This window comes from Actinorhabdospora filicis (assembly GCF_030269765.1).
Classification (GTDB): Bacteria; Actinomycetota; Actinomycetes; order Mycobacteriales; family Micromonosporaceae; genus Actinorhabdospora; species Actinorhabdospora filicis.
The window spans coordinates 677,879-691,199 of the sequence record NZ_BSTX01000002.1; the positions used below are offsets into that span (position 1 = coordinate 677,879).

Consider the following 13,321-nt stretch of genomic DNA (forward strand, 5'->3'; position numbering starts at 1 on the left):
CCTGGTCACCACCGGCATGATCGACTCAGGCGGGCGGTCCATGAGTATGAGCACTTCGCTGCGTGAAGGGGAACTCGGGGCGGGAAAGTCGCGGTGGGCAGGGGTGCACCTCGTCAGGTGAGCTGCTCCAGGACCGTCCGGACGACGTCCTTGGCGGTGCGGGCGGCGCCGATGATGGTCGCCGAGGCGTGCCCGGTCCAGTCGCCGTAGCCGAGCAGGTGCAGGCGCGGCTCGGTCACCGCCCGGTTCCCGTCGAGGCGGATGCGGCCGTCGGGGCCGCTGAAGGCGGCCAGATGGGGCAGGTGCGGGCGGAACCCGGTGGCCCAGATGATCGCGTCGGCGTCGAGGCTCTCGCCGCCGTCCCAGGCGATGCCGGTGGGGGTGAGCCGGTCGAACATCGGCCGGGCGGTCAGGACGCCGCGCTCGCGCGCCTCGGCGACGGCCGGGGTGACGACGATGTCGCCGAGGTCGCCGACGCGGGTGGCGCCGGGGTCGGTGCGCGCCCTGGTGGAGATGCCGAAGAGCGCGCGGCCGTCGACGTCGCCGGGCAGGAGCCTCGGCTCGCGCCGGGTCACCCAGGTCGTGGTGGCGGTGGTGGAGACGTCGGCGAGGATCTGCGCGGCGGAGTTGCCGCCACCGACGACGACCACACGCTTCCCGGCGAACTCGCCGGGGGAGCGGTAGCCGACGGTGTGCAGCTGGCGCCCGGTGTAGACCTCGCGGCCCTCGATGGCCGGGACGTGCGGTGAGCGCCAGGTCCCGGTCGCCGAGATGACCGCGGCGGCCGCGATGGTCCTGGTGTCGGTGACCACCTTCAGGTGCTCGTCACCGGGCTCGACGGCGGTGACGGTGACGGGCCTGCGGACGGGCAGCGCGTAGCGCTTCTCGTAGGCGGCCAGGTAGTCCACGACGTGGTCGCGGGTGGGGAAGGGGTGGCCGTCCTGGCGTGGCATCCACCAGCCGGGCAGGGTGGAGTACTCGGCGGGGGAGAACAGGGTCAGGGCGTCCCAGTAGTGCCGCCATGCGCCACCCGGCTCCGGCTCGGCGTCCAGGATCAGGAAGTCCGCCTTCGCGCGGCGAAGGTGGTACCCGGCGGCGAGCCCGGCCTGCCCACCGCCGATGACGGCGACGTCTACGCGCTCCACTGCCCGCCCAGCAGCGCCGAGAGCCGGTCCAGTTCGCCGCGTACGGGACGGTAGTAGACCCAGGTGCCGCGCCGCTCGCCGGTGATCAGGCCCGCCTCGCGCAGGACCTTCAGGTGGTGGGAGATCGTCGGCGCGGAGACCTCGAAGTCGCCGCCGGTGAGGTCGCAGACGCAGATCTCGTCTTCGGCCGAGGCGATGCGCGAGAGCAGCCGCAGGCGCACGGGGTCGCCGAGGGCCTTGAAGCGCCGGGAGAGCTCGGTGGCGTCGCCGGCGGCGAGGGGCTCCTCGGTGATGGGGGTGCAGCAGCCTCCGGGAGTGGCTTGCAGCAGCTGGAGCTCTTTCGGCATGCCCCTATGTTGACAGGCATCGAATCAGGATGCAAACTTCCACCCATCCTCGTGATTCGAGGAACATCGAAATAGTTGGGAGCCGAAGATGAGCGCCGAAACGACCAAGCCCGCAGGTGGGTTCGCCGGGGATCCCATGGCCGCGCTCCACCCGCCCGCCTCCTCCGGCGGGTGTTGCGGGGGTGCCGCGGTGGCCACGATCGCGGCGGAGGGCGGCTGCTGCGGGACCACCGATGCGACCGCCGCCGGATGCTGCGGCACCGAGACCGCGGAGGCGCCGCGGAGCTCGGGCTGCTGCGGGTGAGCGCCTTCGTCACGCCGGTGCCGCCCATGGGCGGCACCGGCCCCGATCGGCTGCGGATGCGCCGGACCGTGGAGCGGCTGGCCGCCGGTGACCTCACCGGACGCCGTGTCGGGACGCCCGGAGGGCGCGCGGCCGCCGGGTGGCTGGCCGCGCTCCTGAGCGACGCGGGAGCGGAGGTTCGCCTCGACCCGTTCGCGGTGACGGGAGCGGTGCGGGAGGTCCACGCGACGCCGATCGCCCGCTTCGGCGGGTCGGGCCTGGTCTTCCGCCGTGACTTCTGTGAGCATCTGGCCTCGGCCGGGCTGCCCGAGCCGGTGTCCGCTCCGGTTTCGGGCGCGGCGATGGCGGGCGCGTGGTGGGCGTCTGCCTCCTGGGGGCCGGACGTGGCCGCCGCGGCGGTCTCGGCGGGCGCGGTGGGGCTGCTCGTGCCACGCGGCACCGATACCGCCGGGTGGATGCCGAAGATGATCGCCGGGCCCGCGGTGGTGGGCATCCCCGTCCTTGCCGTTCGCACCGACCTGCACGCACGAATGCGAGCCGAGGGCGGGGAGTTCACCGCGAGCGTCCCGGTCCGCACCGTGGATGTCGCCGCGACCAACGTCATCGCCGAGTTCCGGCCGCCGGGCGCGATCTCGGTCCTGCTGACCGCCCACTTCGACGGCGTCGGCGACGACCCGGACCGGCGTTTCCCGGCCGCCTGCGACAACGCCTCCGGCGTCGCGGCCGTCATCGAGGCCGCGAGGATCCTGCACGCCGTCCTCCCGCCGGGGATCGGCCTGTCCGTGGCGCTACTGGACGCCGAGGAGGCCGGTGCGCACGGCTCGGCCCACCACGCGCCGACGGTGCCACCGGGCACCTACGTGATCAACCTCGACGGCGCCGCACGACTGGGAATCGCCGCGGTCGAAGCGGGCGGCCCGGCCGCACCGTTGCTGCTCGCACTCGACCGGGCGGCGCGACGTTCGGGCGTGCCCCTGAAGGCACAGCCGATGCCCTCCGACAACCGCCGCTACGCCGCCGCCGGACTGGCCTCGGCCGGGATCGGCATGGGCATGCCCGGCTACCAGACACCGGCCGAGACGCCCGATCGCGTCGAGGACGCCACCCTCACCGCCGCCGCGAGCCTGCTGATCGAGACGGTCACCGAACTGGCCTTGCCCCCGGCGGGAGGCGAGGTCTAACATCATCGTTGATCGCCGATGAACGATGGAGGATTCATGGCACTTCTGGACCGGGCCCGGGCCGTCGAGTACGCCTCCTGGTTCAAGGCCCTGGCCGACCCCACCCGCGTGCAGCTGGTCGAGCTGCTCGCGCGACACGGGGAGTCCTTGAGCGTCGGCGAGATCGTGGCGGCCATGAAGATGGCCCAGTCGACCGTCTCGCAGCATCTGAAGATCCTCCTGGAGGTGCGCTTCGTGCTGGTGGAGCCCGACGGCAACGCGCGCCGGTACCGGATCAACGCCGCCTGCCTCGACCGCTTCCCCTCGGCCGCCGACCTCGTCATGGGCAAGCCCGCGCCGAGCACTCCCGGCGCCTGCCGGGAGTGACTCGCGTCTCACTCCATCAGATTTGACGATCGTCGAATCAGGTGGCAGGCTCGGTCACATCTGATTCGACAATCATCGAAACATCTTCGGAGGGCGTCATGAGCAGCACCCACCCCATCGCCGTCATCGGCGCCGGACCCGTCGGCCTCACCACGGCGGCCGAACTCGCCAACCGAGGCATCGACTTCGTGCTCCTGGAGGCCGGGGAGACCATCGCCTCCTCGGTCGCCGAGTGGGGCCACGTCCGGCTCTTCTCACCCTGGCGGTACAACACGGCCCCGGCCGCCCGCGCACTGCTGGAGCCCACCGGCTGGACAGCGCCCGACCCCGACGCACTGCCCACCGGAGCCGAACTCATCACCGACTACCTCGCGCCCCTCGCCGCACACCCCGCCATCGCACCGCGCCTACGGGCCGGCGTCGCGGTGACCGCCATCGCCCGCGAAGGCATCGACAAGGTCCGCACCACCGGACGCGACGAAGCACCGTTCGTGCTGCGCCTGTCCGACGGCACCGAACTGCTCGCCCAAGCGGTCATCGACGCCTCCGGCACCTGGCGCACTCCCAACCACCTCGGCGGCAACGGCCTGCCCGCCATCGGTGAGCCCGAGGCCGCCGACAGGATCCACGCCGGGATGCCCGACGTCCTCGGGCGCCTGCGCACCTCCTTCGCCGGACGCACCGTCGCCGTGGCCGGTGCCGGGCACTCCGCCACCGGGACGCTGCTGGCGCTCGCCGAGCTGCCGGGCACCACCGTCCACTGGCTGCTGCGCGCGGCCAACCCCGACCGCGCCTACGGCGGCGGCGCGGCCGACGCCCTCCCGGCACGCGGCGCCATCGGCACCCGCATCAGGAACCTCGTCGAGGCCGGGACCCTCACCGTCCACACCGGATTCCACGTCCGCGAGATCACCGCCGACGCCGTGGTCTCCGCCGACGGCCGCAAGGTCGCCGCCGAGGTCATCGTCAACGCCACCGGCGCCCGCCCCGACCACTCCATCGCCACCGAACTGCGCCTGGACCTCGACCCGATCCTGGGCTCCACCCGCGCACTGGCCCCGCTCATCGACCCCAACCAGCACTCCTGCGGCACCGTCCCGCCCCACGGCGCCGAGGAGCTCGCCCACCCCGAGCCCGGCTTCTACGCCATCGGCGCCAAGTCCTACGGCCGCGCGCCCACGTTCCTCCTCGCCACCGGCTACGAGCAGGCCCGGTCCGTGGTCGCCGCCCTGGCCGGTGACTGGACCGCGGCCCGCGACGTGCGGCTGGAGCTGCCCGAGACCGGCGTCTGCTCCTCCTCCCCGGCCACCACCGGGGCCGACTCCTGCTGCGGAACCCCGGCTCCGGCCACCGAGGTCCTCCCCGTCATCAAGCGCGGCCTGGCCACCGGCGTCGCCGGCGGCCTGCTCACCCTCCCGCTGGTGGCGGAGAAGACCACCGGATGTTGCGGGTGACCACCACGACCGAAACGAGGACCGCCACCACGTCCCGGACCACGGGGCTGGTGGCGGTCTTCGCCGTCACCCAGACCGTCGGGTACGGCGTCCTCTTCTACACCTTCTCGGTCCTGCTCAACCCCATGAGCGCCGACCTCCGGGCGAGCCGTTTCCAGGTCACCACCGCGCTCACCGTCTCCGTCCTGGCCGCCGCCGCGGCGGCGATCCCGGTCGGGCGATGGCTCGACCGGCGGGGCGGGCGCGCCCTGATGACCACCGGCTCCATCCTCGGCGTCGCGGCCGTGCTGCTGTGGTCCCAGGTGAGTCAGCTGTGGCAGCTCTACGCCGTCTTCGTCCTCATCGGACTCGCCGGGGCCATGTCGCTTTACGAGGCCGCCTTCTCCGTCCTCATCGCCGTCACCGCACCCGAACGGCGCGCCTCGGTGATGCTGGCCGTCACCATCGTCGCCGGATTCGCCAGCAGCATCCTCTTCCCCCTCACCGGATGGCTGGCCGCGACCTGGGACTGGCGCACCGCCCTGGTGACCCTCGCCGTCCTGCTCGCGGTCACCGCGATCCCCGGGCATCTGCTCGCCGTCCCCACCGCCCGGCGAGCCTCCTCGGTGCGTTCCGGCGGCGGTGACGTGCGCCGAGCCCTGGCCGACAAGGGCTTCTGGCTGCTGACCGTGGCGTTCGTGGTTCACTCCGCCGCGGTGGCCGCGATCGGAGTGCTGCTGGTGTCCTACCTGGCAGAAGCCGGGCACGCGGCCACTCTCGCCGCCACACTGTCCGGGCTGCTGGGAGTCCTGTCGGTCACCGGGCGGCTGGCCACCACCGCGCTGGCCCGCCGCTTCGGCATGCCCGCCATCACCGCCGCGATCTTCGCCGTCCAGGCACTCGGCCTCGCCGCGCTGCCCTTCCTCGCGGGCAGTGTGGCCGGGGCCGCCGCCTGTGTCATCGCCTTCGGACTCGGCTTCGGCGTGGCCACCATCGCCCGCCCCGCCATCCTCGCCGAACGCTACGGAACGGCCCGCTACGCCACCATCGCCGGAACCATGGTGTTCCCGATGACGATCGCCAAGGCCCTGGCGCCACTCGGAGCCGCGCTGCTGGCGGCCGACGTCTTCATGTGGACCGCGGCTGCGGTGTGCCTGGCGGCGGCCGGACTGCTGGCCCTCGCGGGGCGGGCACCCCGGCTCACCGGCGGCGCAGAAGGTGATGGCGGGCCAGCGCCCACCAGGTGAGCGGGAACCCGATCGCCGCCGGCAGCAGCCAGTAGGCGATCGGCGGAAGCGCGTCCCACACCGGCGGCCGCGCCCCGTTGTCCACATAGAACCCGGTCAGCAGCGCCACATAGGAGCCCGCCATCAGCGAGCCGTGCCAGGCGAGACGGCCACGGCGGCGCAGCGCCCGCCCGGCGAGCGCGGTGACGAGCGCGACCGTCGCGATGGCCAGCAGGTGGACGTCGTGCGGCCACCGCACGATCGCCATGACGGCGGCGGAGGCGAAGACGACCGCGATGCCCAGGACGTAGACCGTCCCGGCGCGCGGATGCCACCCGTGCCGTTTCCGGGAGAGTGCCGCCAGCGCGCCCGAGGCCACGCAGGCCAGACCGGCGAGGACGTGAATCGCCAGGGCGGTGAGGAACACCGGCCCGGCGGCGGGTATCTCCAGCCCGCCGATCTCGACGGTCCCCATCACCGCTCCTCATCGACACCTCAAGCGTAGGGCGCGGTCATGACGGCGGGCAGCGGGCGAACGGGCGGTTCCCGAGGCCGTCAGTAGATGCCGCCGACGGCGCCGATGACCAGCGCGAGCGAGACGGTGGCCCGGGCCGAGAACGGACGGCGGACGGGCGCACGGCGCCGCGACGTTCCGGCGATCAGCCAGAGTCCCAGTGGCAGCCGCATCGAGACATTCCGATGGATCCTGTTCGTCCCGGCGGCATGAACGAGCCGGTCGCCGAGGAACGCATTCGCCGCTTCGCCCCCCGGCTTCGATCGACATCGATTTAGACATCTGTCAAGATAGGCGCGTGTCGAAACCGCTCCTGCCCCTTCTCGACGACTGCGTCCCCACCCCGCGCCCCGTCATGCCCGACGAGCGGGCCGCCGACCTCGCCCGCGCCTTCAAGGCCATCGGCGACCCGGCCCGGCTGAAGCTGCTGAGCATGATCACCGGCGACCCGCGCGGCGAGGCCTGCGTCTGCGACCTCACCGACGCCTTCACCCTCACCGGCCCGACCATCTCCCACCACCTGAAGGTCCTGCGCGAGGCCGGGCTCATCACCGGCGAGCGCCGCGCCTCCTGGGTCTACTACCGGCCCGTCCCCGAAGCCCTCGCCCGCCTGACCGAGGTCCTCGCGCCCATGACGGTGGCCGCCGCGTGACCACCACCGCCGCACCGGCCGCCAGGCTCTCCCGGCTCGACCGGTTCCTGCCGCTGTGGATCGCCCTGGCCATGGGCGCCGGGCTGCTGGCCGGGCGCGCGATTCCCGGGCTCGGGCGCGTCCTGGACGCCGTCCAGGTCGACGGGATCTCGCTGCCGATCGCCCTGGGCCTGCTGGTCATGATGTACCCGGTGCTGGCCAAGGTCCGCTACGACCGCCTGGATTCCGTCACCGGCGACAGGCGCCTCATGTGGTCCTCACTGGCCCTCAACTGGATCCTCGGGCCCGCGCTCATGTTCGCCCTGGCCTGGCTGCTGCTGCCCGACCTGCCCGAGTACCGCACCGGCCTCATCATCGTCGGCCTCGCCCGCTGCATCGCCATGGTCATCATCTGGAACGACCTCGCCTGCGGCGACCGGGAGGCCGCCGCCGTCCTCGTCGCCCTCAACAGCGTCTTCCAGGTGCTCGCCTTCGGCGTCCTCGGCTGGTTCTACCTCCAGGTGCTGCCCGGCTGGCTCGGCCTCGAACAGACCGGCCTGGACGTCGACGCACTCCAGATCGCCAAGTCCGTCGTCATCTTCCTGGGCATCCCGCTGCTGGCCGGATACCTCACCCGCAAGCTCGGCGAGAAGAGCAAGGGCCGCACCTGGTACGAGACGACGTTCCTGCCGCGCCTGGGCCCCTTCGCCCTCTACGGGCTGCTGTTCACCATCGTCATCCTCTTCGCCCTCCAGGGCGCGCAGATCACCTCCCGGCCCCTCGACGTCGCCCGCATCGCGCTGCCGCTGCTGGCCTACTTCGCGATCATGTGGGCCGGATCATTCGCCCTCGGACGCGCCATCGGCCTCAACTACGAACGCACCACCACACTGGCGTTCACCGCCGCGGGGAACAACTTCGAACTCGCCATCGCCGTGGCCATCGCGACCTTCGGCGTGGCCAGCGGCCAGGCCCTGGCCGGAGTCGTCGGACCGCTCATCGAGGTGCCCGTCCTGGTCGCCCTCGTCCACGCCGCACTGGCCCTGCGCCACCGTTTCAAGGAGACCACGTGAGCGACGTCCTGTTCGTCTGCGTCCACAATGCCGGGCGCTCCCAGATGGCCGCCGCGCTCCTGGCCCACCACGGGGCCGGACGCGTCACCGTCCGCAGCGCCGGATCGGCCCCCGCCGACACCATCAACCCCGCCGTCATCGCCGTGATGGCCGAACTCGGCCTCGACCTGTCGGCGGAGTACCCCAAGCCGCTGACCGATGACGCCGTGCGCGCCGCCGACGTCGTCATCACCATGGGCTGCGGCGACGCCTGCCCGGTCTATCCCGGCAAGCGCTACCTCAACTGGGAACTGGACGACCCGGCCGGACAGGGCCCCGACGCAGTGCGCGCCATCCGCGACGACATCGACGCCCGCGTGCGCGCCCTGCTCACCGAACTCCCGGCCGGCTAGCGGTTCGCCGAGGTCCCCGACGTCACCATCACCCTCGGCGTCACCGCCGGCTGGTCGTAGTTGCCGCCGGTGTAGCGGGCGAAGTAGTCCCAGCGCCCGGGCTTCTCGCCGACGGTGAAGGTCACCCGCCCGTCCTCGCCGGTGGTGCGGCGGGCGGTGCGGACGTCGTCGTAGGGCAGGTGCCGGTCGTGGTCGGAGCCGTAGAGCTCGACGCGCGCGCCGGGCATCGGCTGCTGGCAGCCGTCGGTGACGGTGAAGGTCAGCTTGGTGCCCGTCTCGACGCGGACGGTGCCGGTCAGGCGGATGTCGGCGGCGAGGTGGCGGCACTGGTCCGGAAATGACCCGAACTCGAAGAGGTCGGCGCCGTAGATCCTGGTGTCGGTGGTGCGCACCGCGAAGCGCGGGTCGCGGCCGGCGGCCACGGCCACGTCGTGGGCCATCCTGGGGTCCAGCAGGACGTAGCGGGCGCCGGTGGCGCGCATCGCCTCGGCGAGGGCGTCGACGGTGGACGGAGGGTCGATCACGACGACGCGGCGCTGGAGATCGGCGCCGAAGATCGGGTGGAAGAACCGCTGCTCGGGCTCGGCCGGGACGGCGATGGTGCTCCCGTTCGGTATCTGGTCGAGCGCCGTGTAGTGCTTCCAGGGCCAGATGCGGTCGGCGCGGCCGGGCCGCCACATCAGGTCGAAGGTGGCTCGCGCGGTGAGCGGGCCCTCGGTGTCGCAGGTGTCGACGGGGCAGATGAACGTCGGGTTGGTGCCCCACCACATCGACAGCCCCGACAGCCCGGTCAGGGCCGCCAGGCAGATCACGGCGGCCGCGCGCCGCTCGACGGCCAGCCGGGTCAGCGCCACCGCCGCCAGCGCGCAGCCCACCGCGGCGGTGAGCAGGGTGTACCGCGCCCACCACGGCGCCGGGCTCATCACGAACGTCAGGACCCCGGCGGCCAGGTAGACCGGCAGGGGACCACGCCGTCCGCTCCGGATATACAGCCAGATCGCCGCCAGCGCCAGGGGGACGATGATCGTCAGCCAGGCCATGCCGAGCCCGCCGAAGCGCGAGTCGTACTGGACGACGTGCCGCTCGAAGTCGCTGCTCCAGGACGCCGCGATCGCCGAGAGACCGCCGCCGGCCATCTCCGGGGGCGTGTTGTGGACCATGATCAGGTCCTGGACGGTGCCCTCACCGGCGAACGGGCCGAGGGTGAAGGGATGGAACGGGTTGCCGTAGGCGATCCAGGTCCGCTGGTACCAGAACGAGCCGAACGCGGCGACCGGGACCGCCGCCGTCACCAGCGCCAGGACCGCCGGGCACCACGCCGTCCACCGCCGCTCCGCCGGGGGAGTGAGCCGCCACAGCGAGACCAGCAACGCGGCCACGCCCACCGGCAGCAGCACCAGGTAGGGCGTCTTGGCCCCCACCGCCAGCCCGGTCGCGACACCACCGAGTCCGATGTAGACGAGGATTCCGCGCCGCAGCGGCACCCCGGCGCGGCGGGCCGGGACCAGCCCCGTCAGCAGGTACAGCGCGCTGAGCGCGAGTGCGGCACTGGCGGCGTCGATGTAGGACGTGGATGCCTGCGCGAAGACCGCCGGCATCGCCAGGTAGACCAGCCCGGCCACGACCGCCGCCCGCCGCCCGGCGTCCATGCGGCGCGCCAGCCCGGCCACCGCGATCCCGCCGAGCAGGTACAGCGGGAACTGGACGAGCGGCGCGTAGCGCATGGTGTGCCCGAAGACGCCCGTCCAGCCGAACAGCAGCTCGATGTTCAGCGGGTACACGTCGGCCCAGACCGTGTACGGGCTGTGCCCGACGTATCCCGCCTGGATCCAGGTGTCGGCGGCGACCAGGTGGTACTGCAGGCCGTCCCAGTCCATCGCGGGCAGCCGCACCGCCAGCAGCAGCCGCCACAGGTACTGCCCGCACACCGCGAGCGCCAGCACACCGGCGGCGGCGGTGAACCACGGCCGAGCGCGCCACCCGCTCGCCCACCGCGACGTCGTCCGGCGAGGTGTGGGCCACCGCAGTTCGGCGGCGACGGCCACGGCGGCGATCAGCGCGCACGCGCACAGCAGCGGCAGCGGCCGGTACATCCGCAGCAGCCCGCCCACGACGAGACTGACCGCGACCACCGTCGCCACACCGGTGACCCCGAAGGCCACCAGTCTCTCCAGCAGCCCGCGCAACCGCAGCCGCCGCACCACGACCACGGCCGTGACGCACACCAGCGCGCTGGACAGGACGAGCGTGAGAACGCCACCGAGCATCGTCAGAACGCTTTCTGGAAGATCAGGAAAGGACGGTCGCCGCGGTGATGCTGACCAGCCACACCACACCGCAGCCGATCAGCATCCGGTCCGACAGCAGGACCCGCTCGGGCTCCTCGGCCGTGCCGCCGTCGACGAGCTGGGCGTAACGCAGCATCGCGGCCACCATCGGCACGATCGACACCGCCCGCCACGGCGTCGGCTCATCGGCGCCGGTGCCCTCGAAGACCCACAGGCAGTAGGCGGCCAGGGTCAGCGCCAGCGCGCTGCCCCACACCAGGCGCAGGTAGCTGGCGGTGTAGACCCCGGCCAGCGCGCGCTTGCCCGACTCCTGCCGGTCGGCGGCCACGACCTCGCTGAACCGCTTGCCCGCCACCACGAACAGGGAGGCGAAACCGATGACGCTGACGAACCAGCCGGTGACCGGGATGTCGCAGGCGGCACCACCGGCCAGGGCCCGCAGCAGGAACCCGCTGGTGACCACCAGCAGGTCCACCACCGCCATCTCGCGCAGCCCGAAGCAATAGGCGGCCTGCACCACCAGGTAGATCACCATCACCGCGAACAGCTCCGGCGTGACCAGCCACGCCCCGCCCAGCGCCGTCACCGCCAGCACCAGCGCCAATACCAGCGCGAAGACCGGATTGACCAGGCCCGCGGCGATCGGACGGCGGCACTTGCGCGGGTGATGGGCGTCGACGGCGCGGTCGCGCACGTCATTGCACAGGTACACCGAGCTGGCCGCCGCGCAGAAGATCCCGAAGGCGGCCATGCTCCCGCGCGCCACCTCCGGGGACGTGATCGTCCCCGACGCCAGGGGCGCACCGAAGACCAGGACGTTCTTCAGCCACTGCCGCGGCCGCAGCGCGATCACGACCGCGCCGATGTCGAACCCGCGACCGGCGGTGCGAGTCTCGGCCGGGTGACTCAGGGTCTCGGTCCCCTGAGACGGCCCCGTCACGAGCCGCTCCGCCGCAGCACCAGCAGCTCATGGCCGTACCAGAGCCGGTTGATCCGCTCGAAGTGGACGATGTCGAGGTCCTCCTCGACCGCCCACCGGCGCACCTCGTCGAGCGCGACGTGGTGAATCCACTGCCGGGCCAGGACGAGGTCGTGGAGCTGGTTGGCCGCCGCCCGCCAGCGCGGCCGGGTGGCCATGTCCTTGTAGAGCAGCGTCCCGCCGGGCCGCAGCGCCGCCACCGCCTTGGCGAAGACCGCCCGCTGCTCGCCGGGCGGCACGTGATGCAGCAGGTCCAGCATGGACACCACGTCGTACTCGCCGCGCGGCCACGGTGTGGTCGCGTCCTGGCATTCGAAGGTGAGGACCGACCCGGTCTCGGTGACCCGCGCGGCCATCGCGTCGGCGATCGCGATCGCCGAGGCCGACATGTCCACGCCATGCCCGCTCACCCGGCGCCCGGAGGCGGCCAGCAGCCCCAGGAACAGGCCACCTCCGCAACCGACGTCCAGAACCCGGGCGTCGGCGGGAACGTATTGCAGGACCCGGTCGAGCGGACAGACGGCGGGACGCAGTCGCTGCAAGGCGATCGTCGGCGACGGCGGACCGGGATACAGCCGCCGCGCGGCCCGCATCAACGTACGCGTCGAGGGAGCCGAGCCGACCGTCGACTCGGTATCAATGTACATGAGCTAGATGCTATGACTACATAGTGCAACTAACTGGACAGACACGCGTGCATTTGGTACGCCACGGCGAGGTGGACAACCCCGGCAAGGTCATCTACGAGCGGCTTCCCGGCTTCCCGCTCACCCCATCCGGGCACCGCATGGCCGAGGCCGCCGCCGCCGCCCTCGACGGCATCGACGTCGCCCACCTCGCCGCCAGTCCGCTGGAACGCACCATGCAGACCGCCGCGCCCATCAGCGCCACCCTGCGCGTCCCGGTGACCCCCGACGAGCGCCTCGTCGAGGCCCGCCACCGGCTCGCCGGACGCCGCGTCGACATGAGCCTGCGCGCCCTGGCCAACCCCGCGCACTGGCTGGCTCTGCACAACCCGTTCCGGCCCTCCTGGGGCGAGCCCTACACCGAGGTCCGCACCCGCATGCTCGCCGCCATTGACGACGCACGCACCGTGGCGGCCGGGCGCGACGCCGTCCTGGTCTCCCACCAGCTGCCGATCTGGATCCTGCGCCGCCACTGGCAGGGCGGGCGGCTGTGGCACGACCCGCGACGGCGGCAGTGCGCGCTGGCCAGCATCACCACGCTGCATTTCACCGGCGATGAGCTGACGGACCTGACGTACCGGGAGACCTGACAGGCCACGACGGCCACCCCGCCGGTGACGGGCGGGGTGGCCATCGCACCCAGCGCACACACCGGTCAGAAACGACGCCTTCGGGCGCGTGAGATCGCCATGTTCTGCCCTGTTACCTGTCCTTTCGGTCCTTGGCCCCCACGGCGGAGACGGCGAGGCTCGAAAA

At 72.5% G+C, this 13,321-nt stretch carries 15 protein-coding genes; 8 read left to right on the forward strand and 7 right to left on the reverse strand.

Annotation, left to right across the window (positions count from 1 at the left end; translation table 11 throughout):
* Window positions 1-113: 113 nt before the first annotated feature.
* Both QSK10_RS15855 and QSK10_RS15860 read right to left on the reverse strand, forming a co-directional pair.
* A complete protein-coding gene (locus QSK10_RS15855; protein ID WP_285663584.1) occupies window positions 114-1,145 on the reverse strand; it encodes an ArsO family NAD(P)H-dependent flavin-containing monooxygenase in 1,032 nt (343 codons plus the stop codon).
* On the reverse strand, window positions 1,133-1,492 hold the full coding sequence (locus QSK10_RS15860; protein ID WP_285663585.1) for an ArsR/SmtB family transcription factor: 360 nt from the start codon (window positions 1,490-1,492) through the stop codon (window positions 1,133-1,135). Before QSK10_RS15860 ends, QSK10_RS15855 begins: the two co-directional genes overlap by 13 nt.
* A gap of 249 nt (window positions 1,493-1,741) precedes the next feature.
* On the opposite strand from QSK10_RS15860, the gene QSK10_RS15865 reads away from it, so the two are divergent.
* From QSK10_RS15865 to QSK10_RS15880, 4 genes are all read left to right on the forward strand, one after another.
* On the forward strand, window positions 1,742-2,977 hold the full coding sequence (locus QSK10_RS15865) for a M28 family metallopeptidase (RefSeq protein WP_285663586.1): 1,236 nt from the start codon (window positions 1,742-1,744) through the stop codon (window positions 2,975-2,977).
* A gap of 36 nt (window positions 2,978-3,013) precedes the next feature.
* Complete coding sequence (locus QSK10_RS15870) at window positions 3,014-3,343, forward strand: ArsR/SmtB family transcription factor (protein ID WP_285663587.1); 330 nt, start codon at window positions 3,014-3,016, stop codon at window positions 3,341-3,343.
* A gap of 98 nt (window positions 3,344-3,441) precedes the next feature.
* Entirely contained in the window at window positions 3,442-4,797 is a 1,356-nt protein-coding gene (locus QSK10_RS15875) for an FAD-dependent oxidoreductase (RefSeq protein WP_285663588.1), read from the forward strand.
* Complete coding sequence (locus QSK10_RS15880; protein WP_432705330.1) at window positions 4,785-6,023, forward strand: MFS transporter; 1,239 nt, start codon at window positions 4,785-4,787, stop codon at window positions 6,021-6,023. Before QSK10_RS15875 ends, QSK10_RS15880 begins: the two co-directional genes overlap by 13 nt.
* Here QSK10_RS15880 and QSK10_RS15885 read toward each other — a convergent pair.
* Both QSK10_RS15885 and QSK10_RS15890 read right to left on the reverse strand, forming a co-directional pair.
* Window positions 5,977-6,477 carry a DUF2306 domain-containing protein gene (locus tag QSK10_RS15885; protein ID WP_285663590.1) on the reverse strand — a complete coding sequence of 167 codons (501 nt, stop codon included), beginning with the start codon at window positions 6,475-6,477 and terminating at the stop codon, window positions 5,977-5,979. The genes QSK10_RS15880 and QSK10_RS15885 overlap by 47 nt on opposite strands.
* Before the next feature lie 80 nt (window positions 6,478-6,557).
* A complete protein-coding gene (locus QSK10_RS15890) occupies window positions 6,558-6,689 on the reverse strand; it encodes a hypothetical protein (protein WP_285663591.1) in 132 nt (43 codons plus the stop codon).
* 125 nt (window positions 6,690-6,814) lie between these two features.
* Between QSK10_RS15890 and QSK10_RS15895 the strand changes: the two genes are divergently transcribed.
* From QSK10_RS15895 to QSK10_RS15905, 3 genes are read left to right on the forward strand one after another with little or no spacing between them, the layout of a single operon-like run.
* Window positions 6,815-7,168, forward strand: coding sequence for an ArsR/SmtB family transcription factor (locus tag QSK10_RS15895; RefSeq protein ID WP_432705331.1), 354 nt, complete (start codon window positions 6,815-6,817; stop codon window positions 7,166-7,168).
* Entirely contained in the window at window positions 7,165-8,220 is a 1,056-nt protein-coding gene (arsB, locus tag QSK10_RS15900) for an ACR3 family arsenite efflux transporter (RefSeq protein WP_285663592.1), read from the forward strand. Before QSK10_RS15895 ends, arsB begins: the two co-directional genes overlap by 4 nt.
* Window positions 8,217-8,612 carry an arsenate reductase ArsC gene (locus tag QSK10_RS15905; RefSeq protein ID WP_432705332.1) on the forward strand — a complete coding sequence of 132 codons (396 nt, stop codon included), beginning with the start codon at window positions 8,217-8,219 and terminating at the stop codon, window positions 8,610-8,612. Before arsB ends, QSK10_RS15905 begins: the two co-directional genes overlap by 4 nt.
* Here QSK10_RS15905 and QSK10_RS15910 read toward each other — a convergent pair.
* The 3 genes from QSK10_RS15910 to QSK10_RS15920 are packed head-to-tail and all read right to left on the reverse strand — an operon-like array spanning window position 8,609 to window position 12,526.
* On the reverse strand, window positions 8,609-10,879 hold the full coding sequence (locus tag QSK10_RS15910; protein WP_285663593.1) for a hypothetical protein: 2,271 nt from the start codon (window positions 10,877-10,879) through the stop codon (window positions 8,609-8,611). The two genes, QSK10_RS15905 and QSK10_RS15910, sit on opposite strands and share 4 nt — an antisense overlap.
* 22 nt (window positions 10,880-10,901) lie before the next feature.
* Window positions 10,902-11,840 carry a decaprenyl-phosphate phosphoribosyltransferase gene (locus tag QSK10_RS15915; protein WP_285663594.1) on the reverse strand — a complete coding sequence of 313 codons (939 nt, stop codon included), beginning with the start codon at window positions 11,838-11,840 and terminating at the stop codon, window positions 10,902-10,904.
* A complete protein-coding gene (locus tag QSK10_RS15920) occupies window positions 11,837-12,526 on the reverse strand; it encodes a class I SAM-dependent methyltransferase (RefSeq protein WP_285663595.1) in 690 nt (229 codons plus the stop codon). Before QSK10_RS15920 ends, QSK10_RS15915 begins: the two co-directional genes overlap by 4 nt.
* Window positions 12,527-12,549: 23 nt before the next feature.
* On the opposite strand from QSK10_RS15920, the gene QSK10_RS15925 reads away from it, so the two are divergent.
* Entirely contained in the window at window positions 12,550-13,155 is a 606-nt protein-coding gene (locus QSK10_RS15925) for a histidine phosphatase family protein (RefSeq protein ID WP_432705333.1), read from the forward strand.
* The last annotated feature ends 166 nt before the right edge of the window (window positions 13,156-13,321 follow it).

Bases quoted from the DNA above. Each gene is read 5' to 3' on its own strand.
- QSK10_RS15860 (WP_285663585.1), bottom strand. From the start codon at position 1,492: ATGCCGAAAGAGCTCCAGCTGCTGCAAGCCACTCCCGGAGGCTGCTGC.
- QSK10_RS15890 (WP_285663591.1), bottom strand. From the start codon at position 6,689: ATGCGGCTGCCACTGGGACTCTGGCTGATCGCCGGAACGTCGCGGCGC.
- QSK10_RS15910 (WP_285663593.1), bottom strand. From the start codon at position 10,879: ATGCTCGGTGGCGTTCTCACGCTCGTCCTGTCCAGCGCGCTGGTGTGC.
- QSK10_RS15885 (WP_285663590.1), bottom strand. From the start codon at position 6,477: ATGGGGACCGTCGAGATCGGCGGGCTGGAGATACCCGCCGCCGGGCCG.
- QSK10_RS15920 (WP_285663595.1), bottom strand. From the start codon at position 12,526: ATGTACATTGATACCGAGTCGACGGTCGGCTCGGCTCCCTCGACGCGT.
- QSK10_RS15875 (WP_285663588.1), top strand. From the start codon at position 3,442: ATGAGCAGCACCCACCCCATCGCCGTCATCGGCGCCGGACCCGTCGGC.
- QSK10_RS15880 (WP_432705330.1), top strand. From the start codon at position 4,785: ATGTTGCGGGTGACCACCACGACCGAAACGAGGACCGCCACCACGTCC.
- QSK10_RS15870 (WP_285663587.1), top strand. From the start codon at position 3,014: ATGGCACTTCTGGACCGGGCCCGGGCCGTCGAGTACGCCTCCTGGTTC.
- QSK10_RS15865 (WP_285663586.1), top strand. From the start codon at position 1,742: ATGCTGCGGCACCGAGACCGCGGAGGCGCCGCGGAGCTCGGGCTGCTG.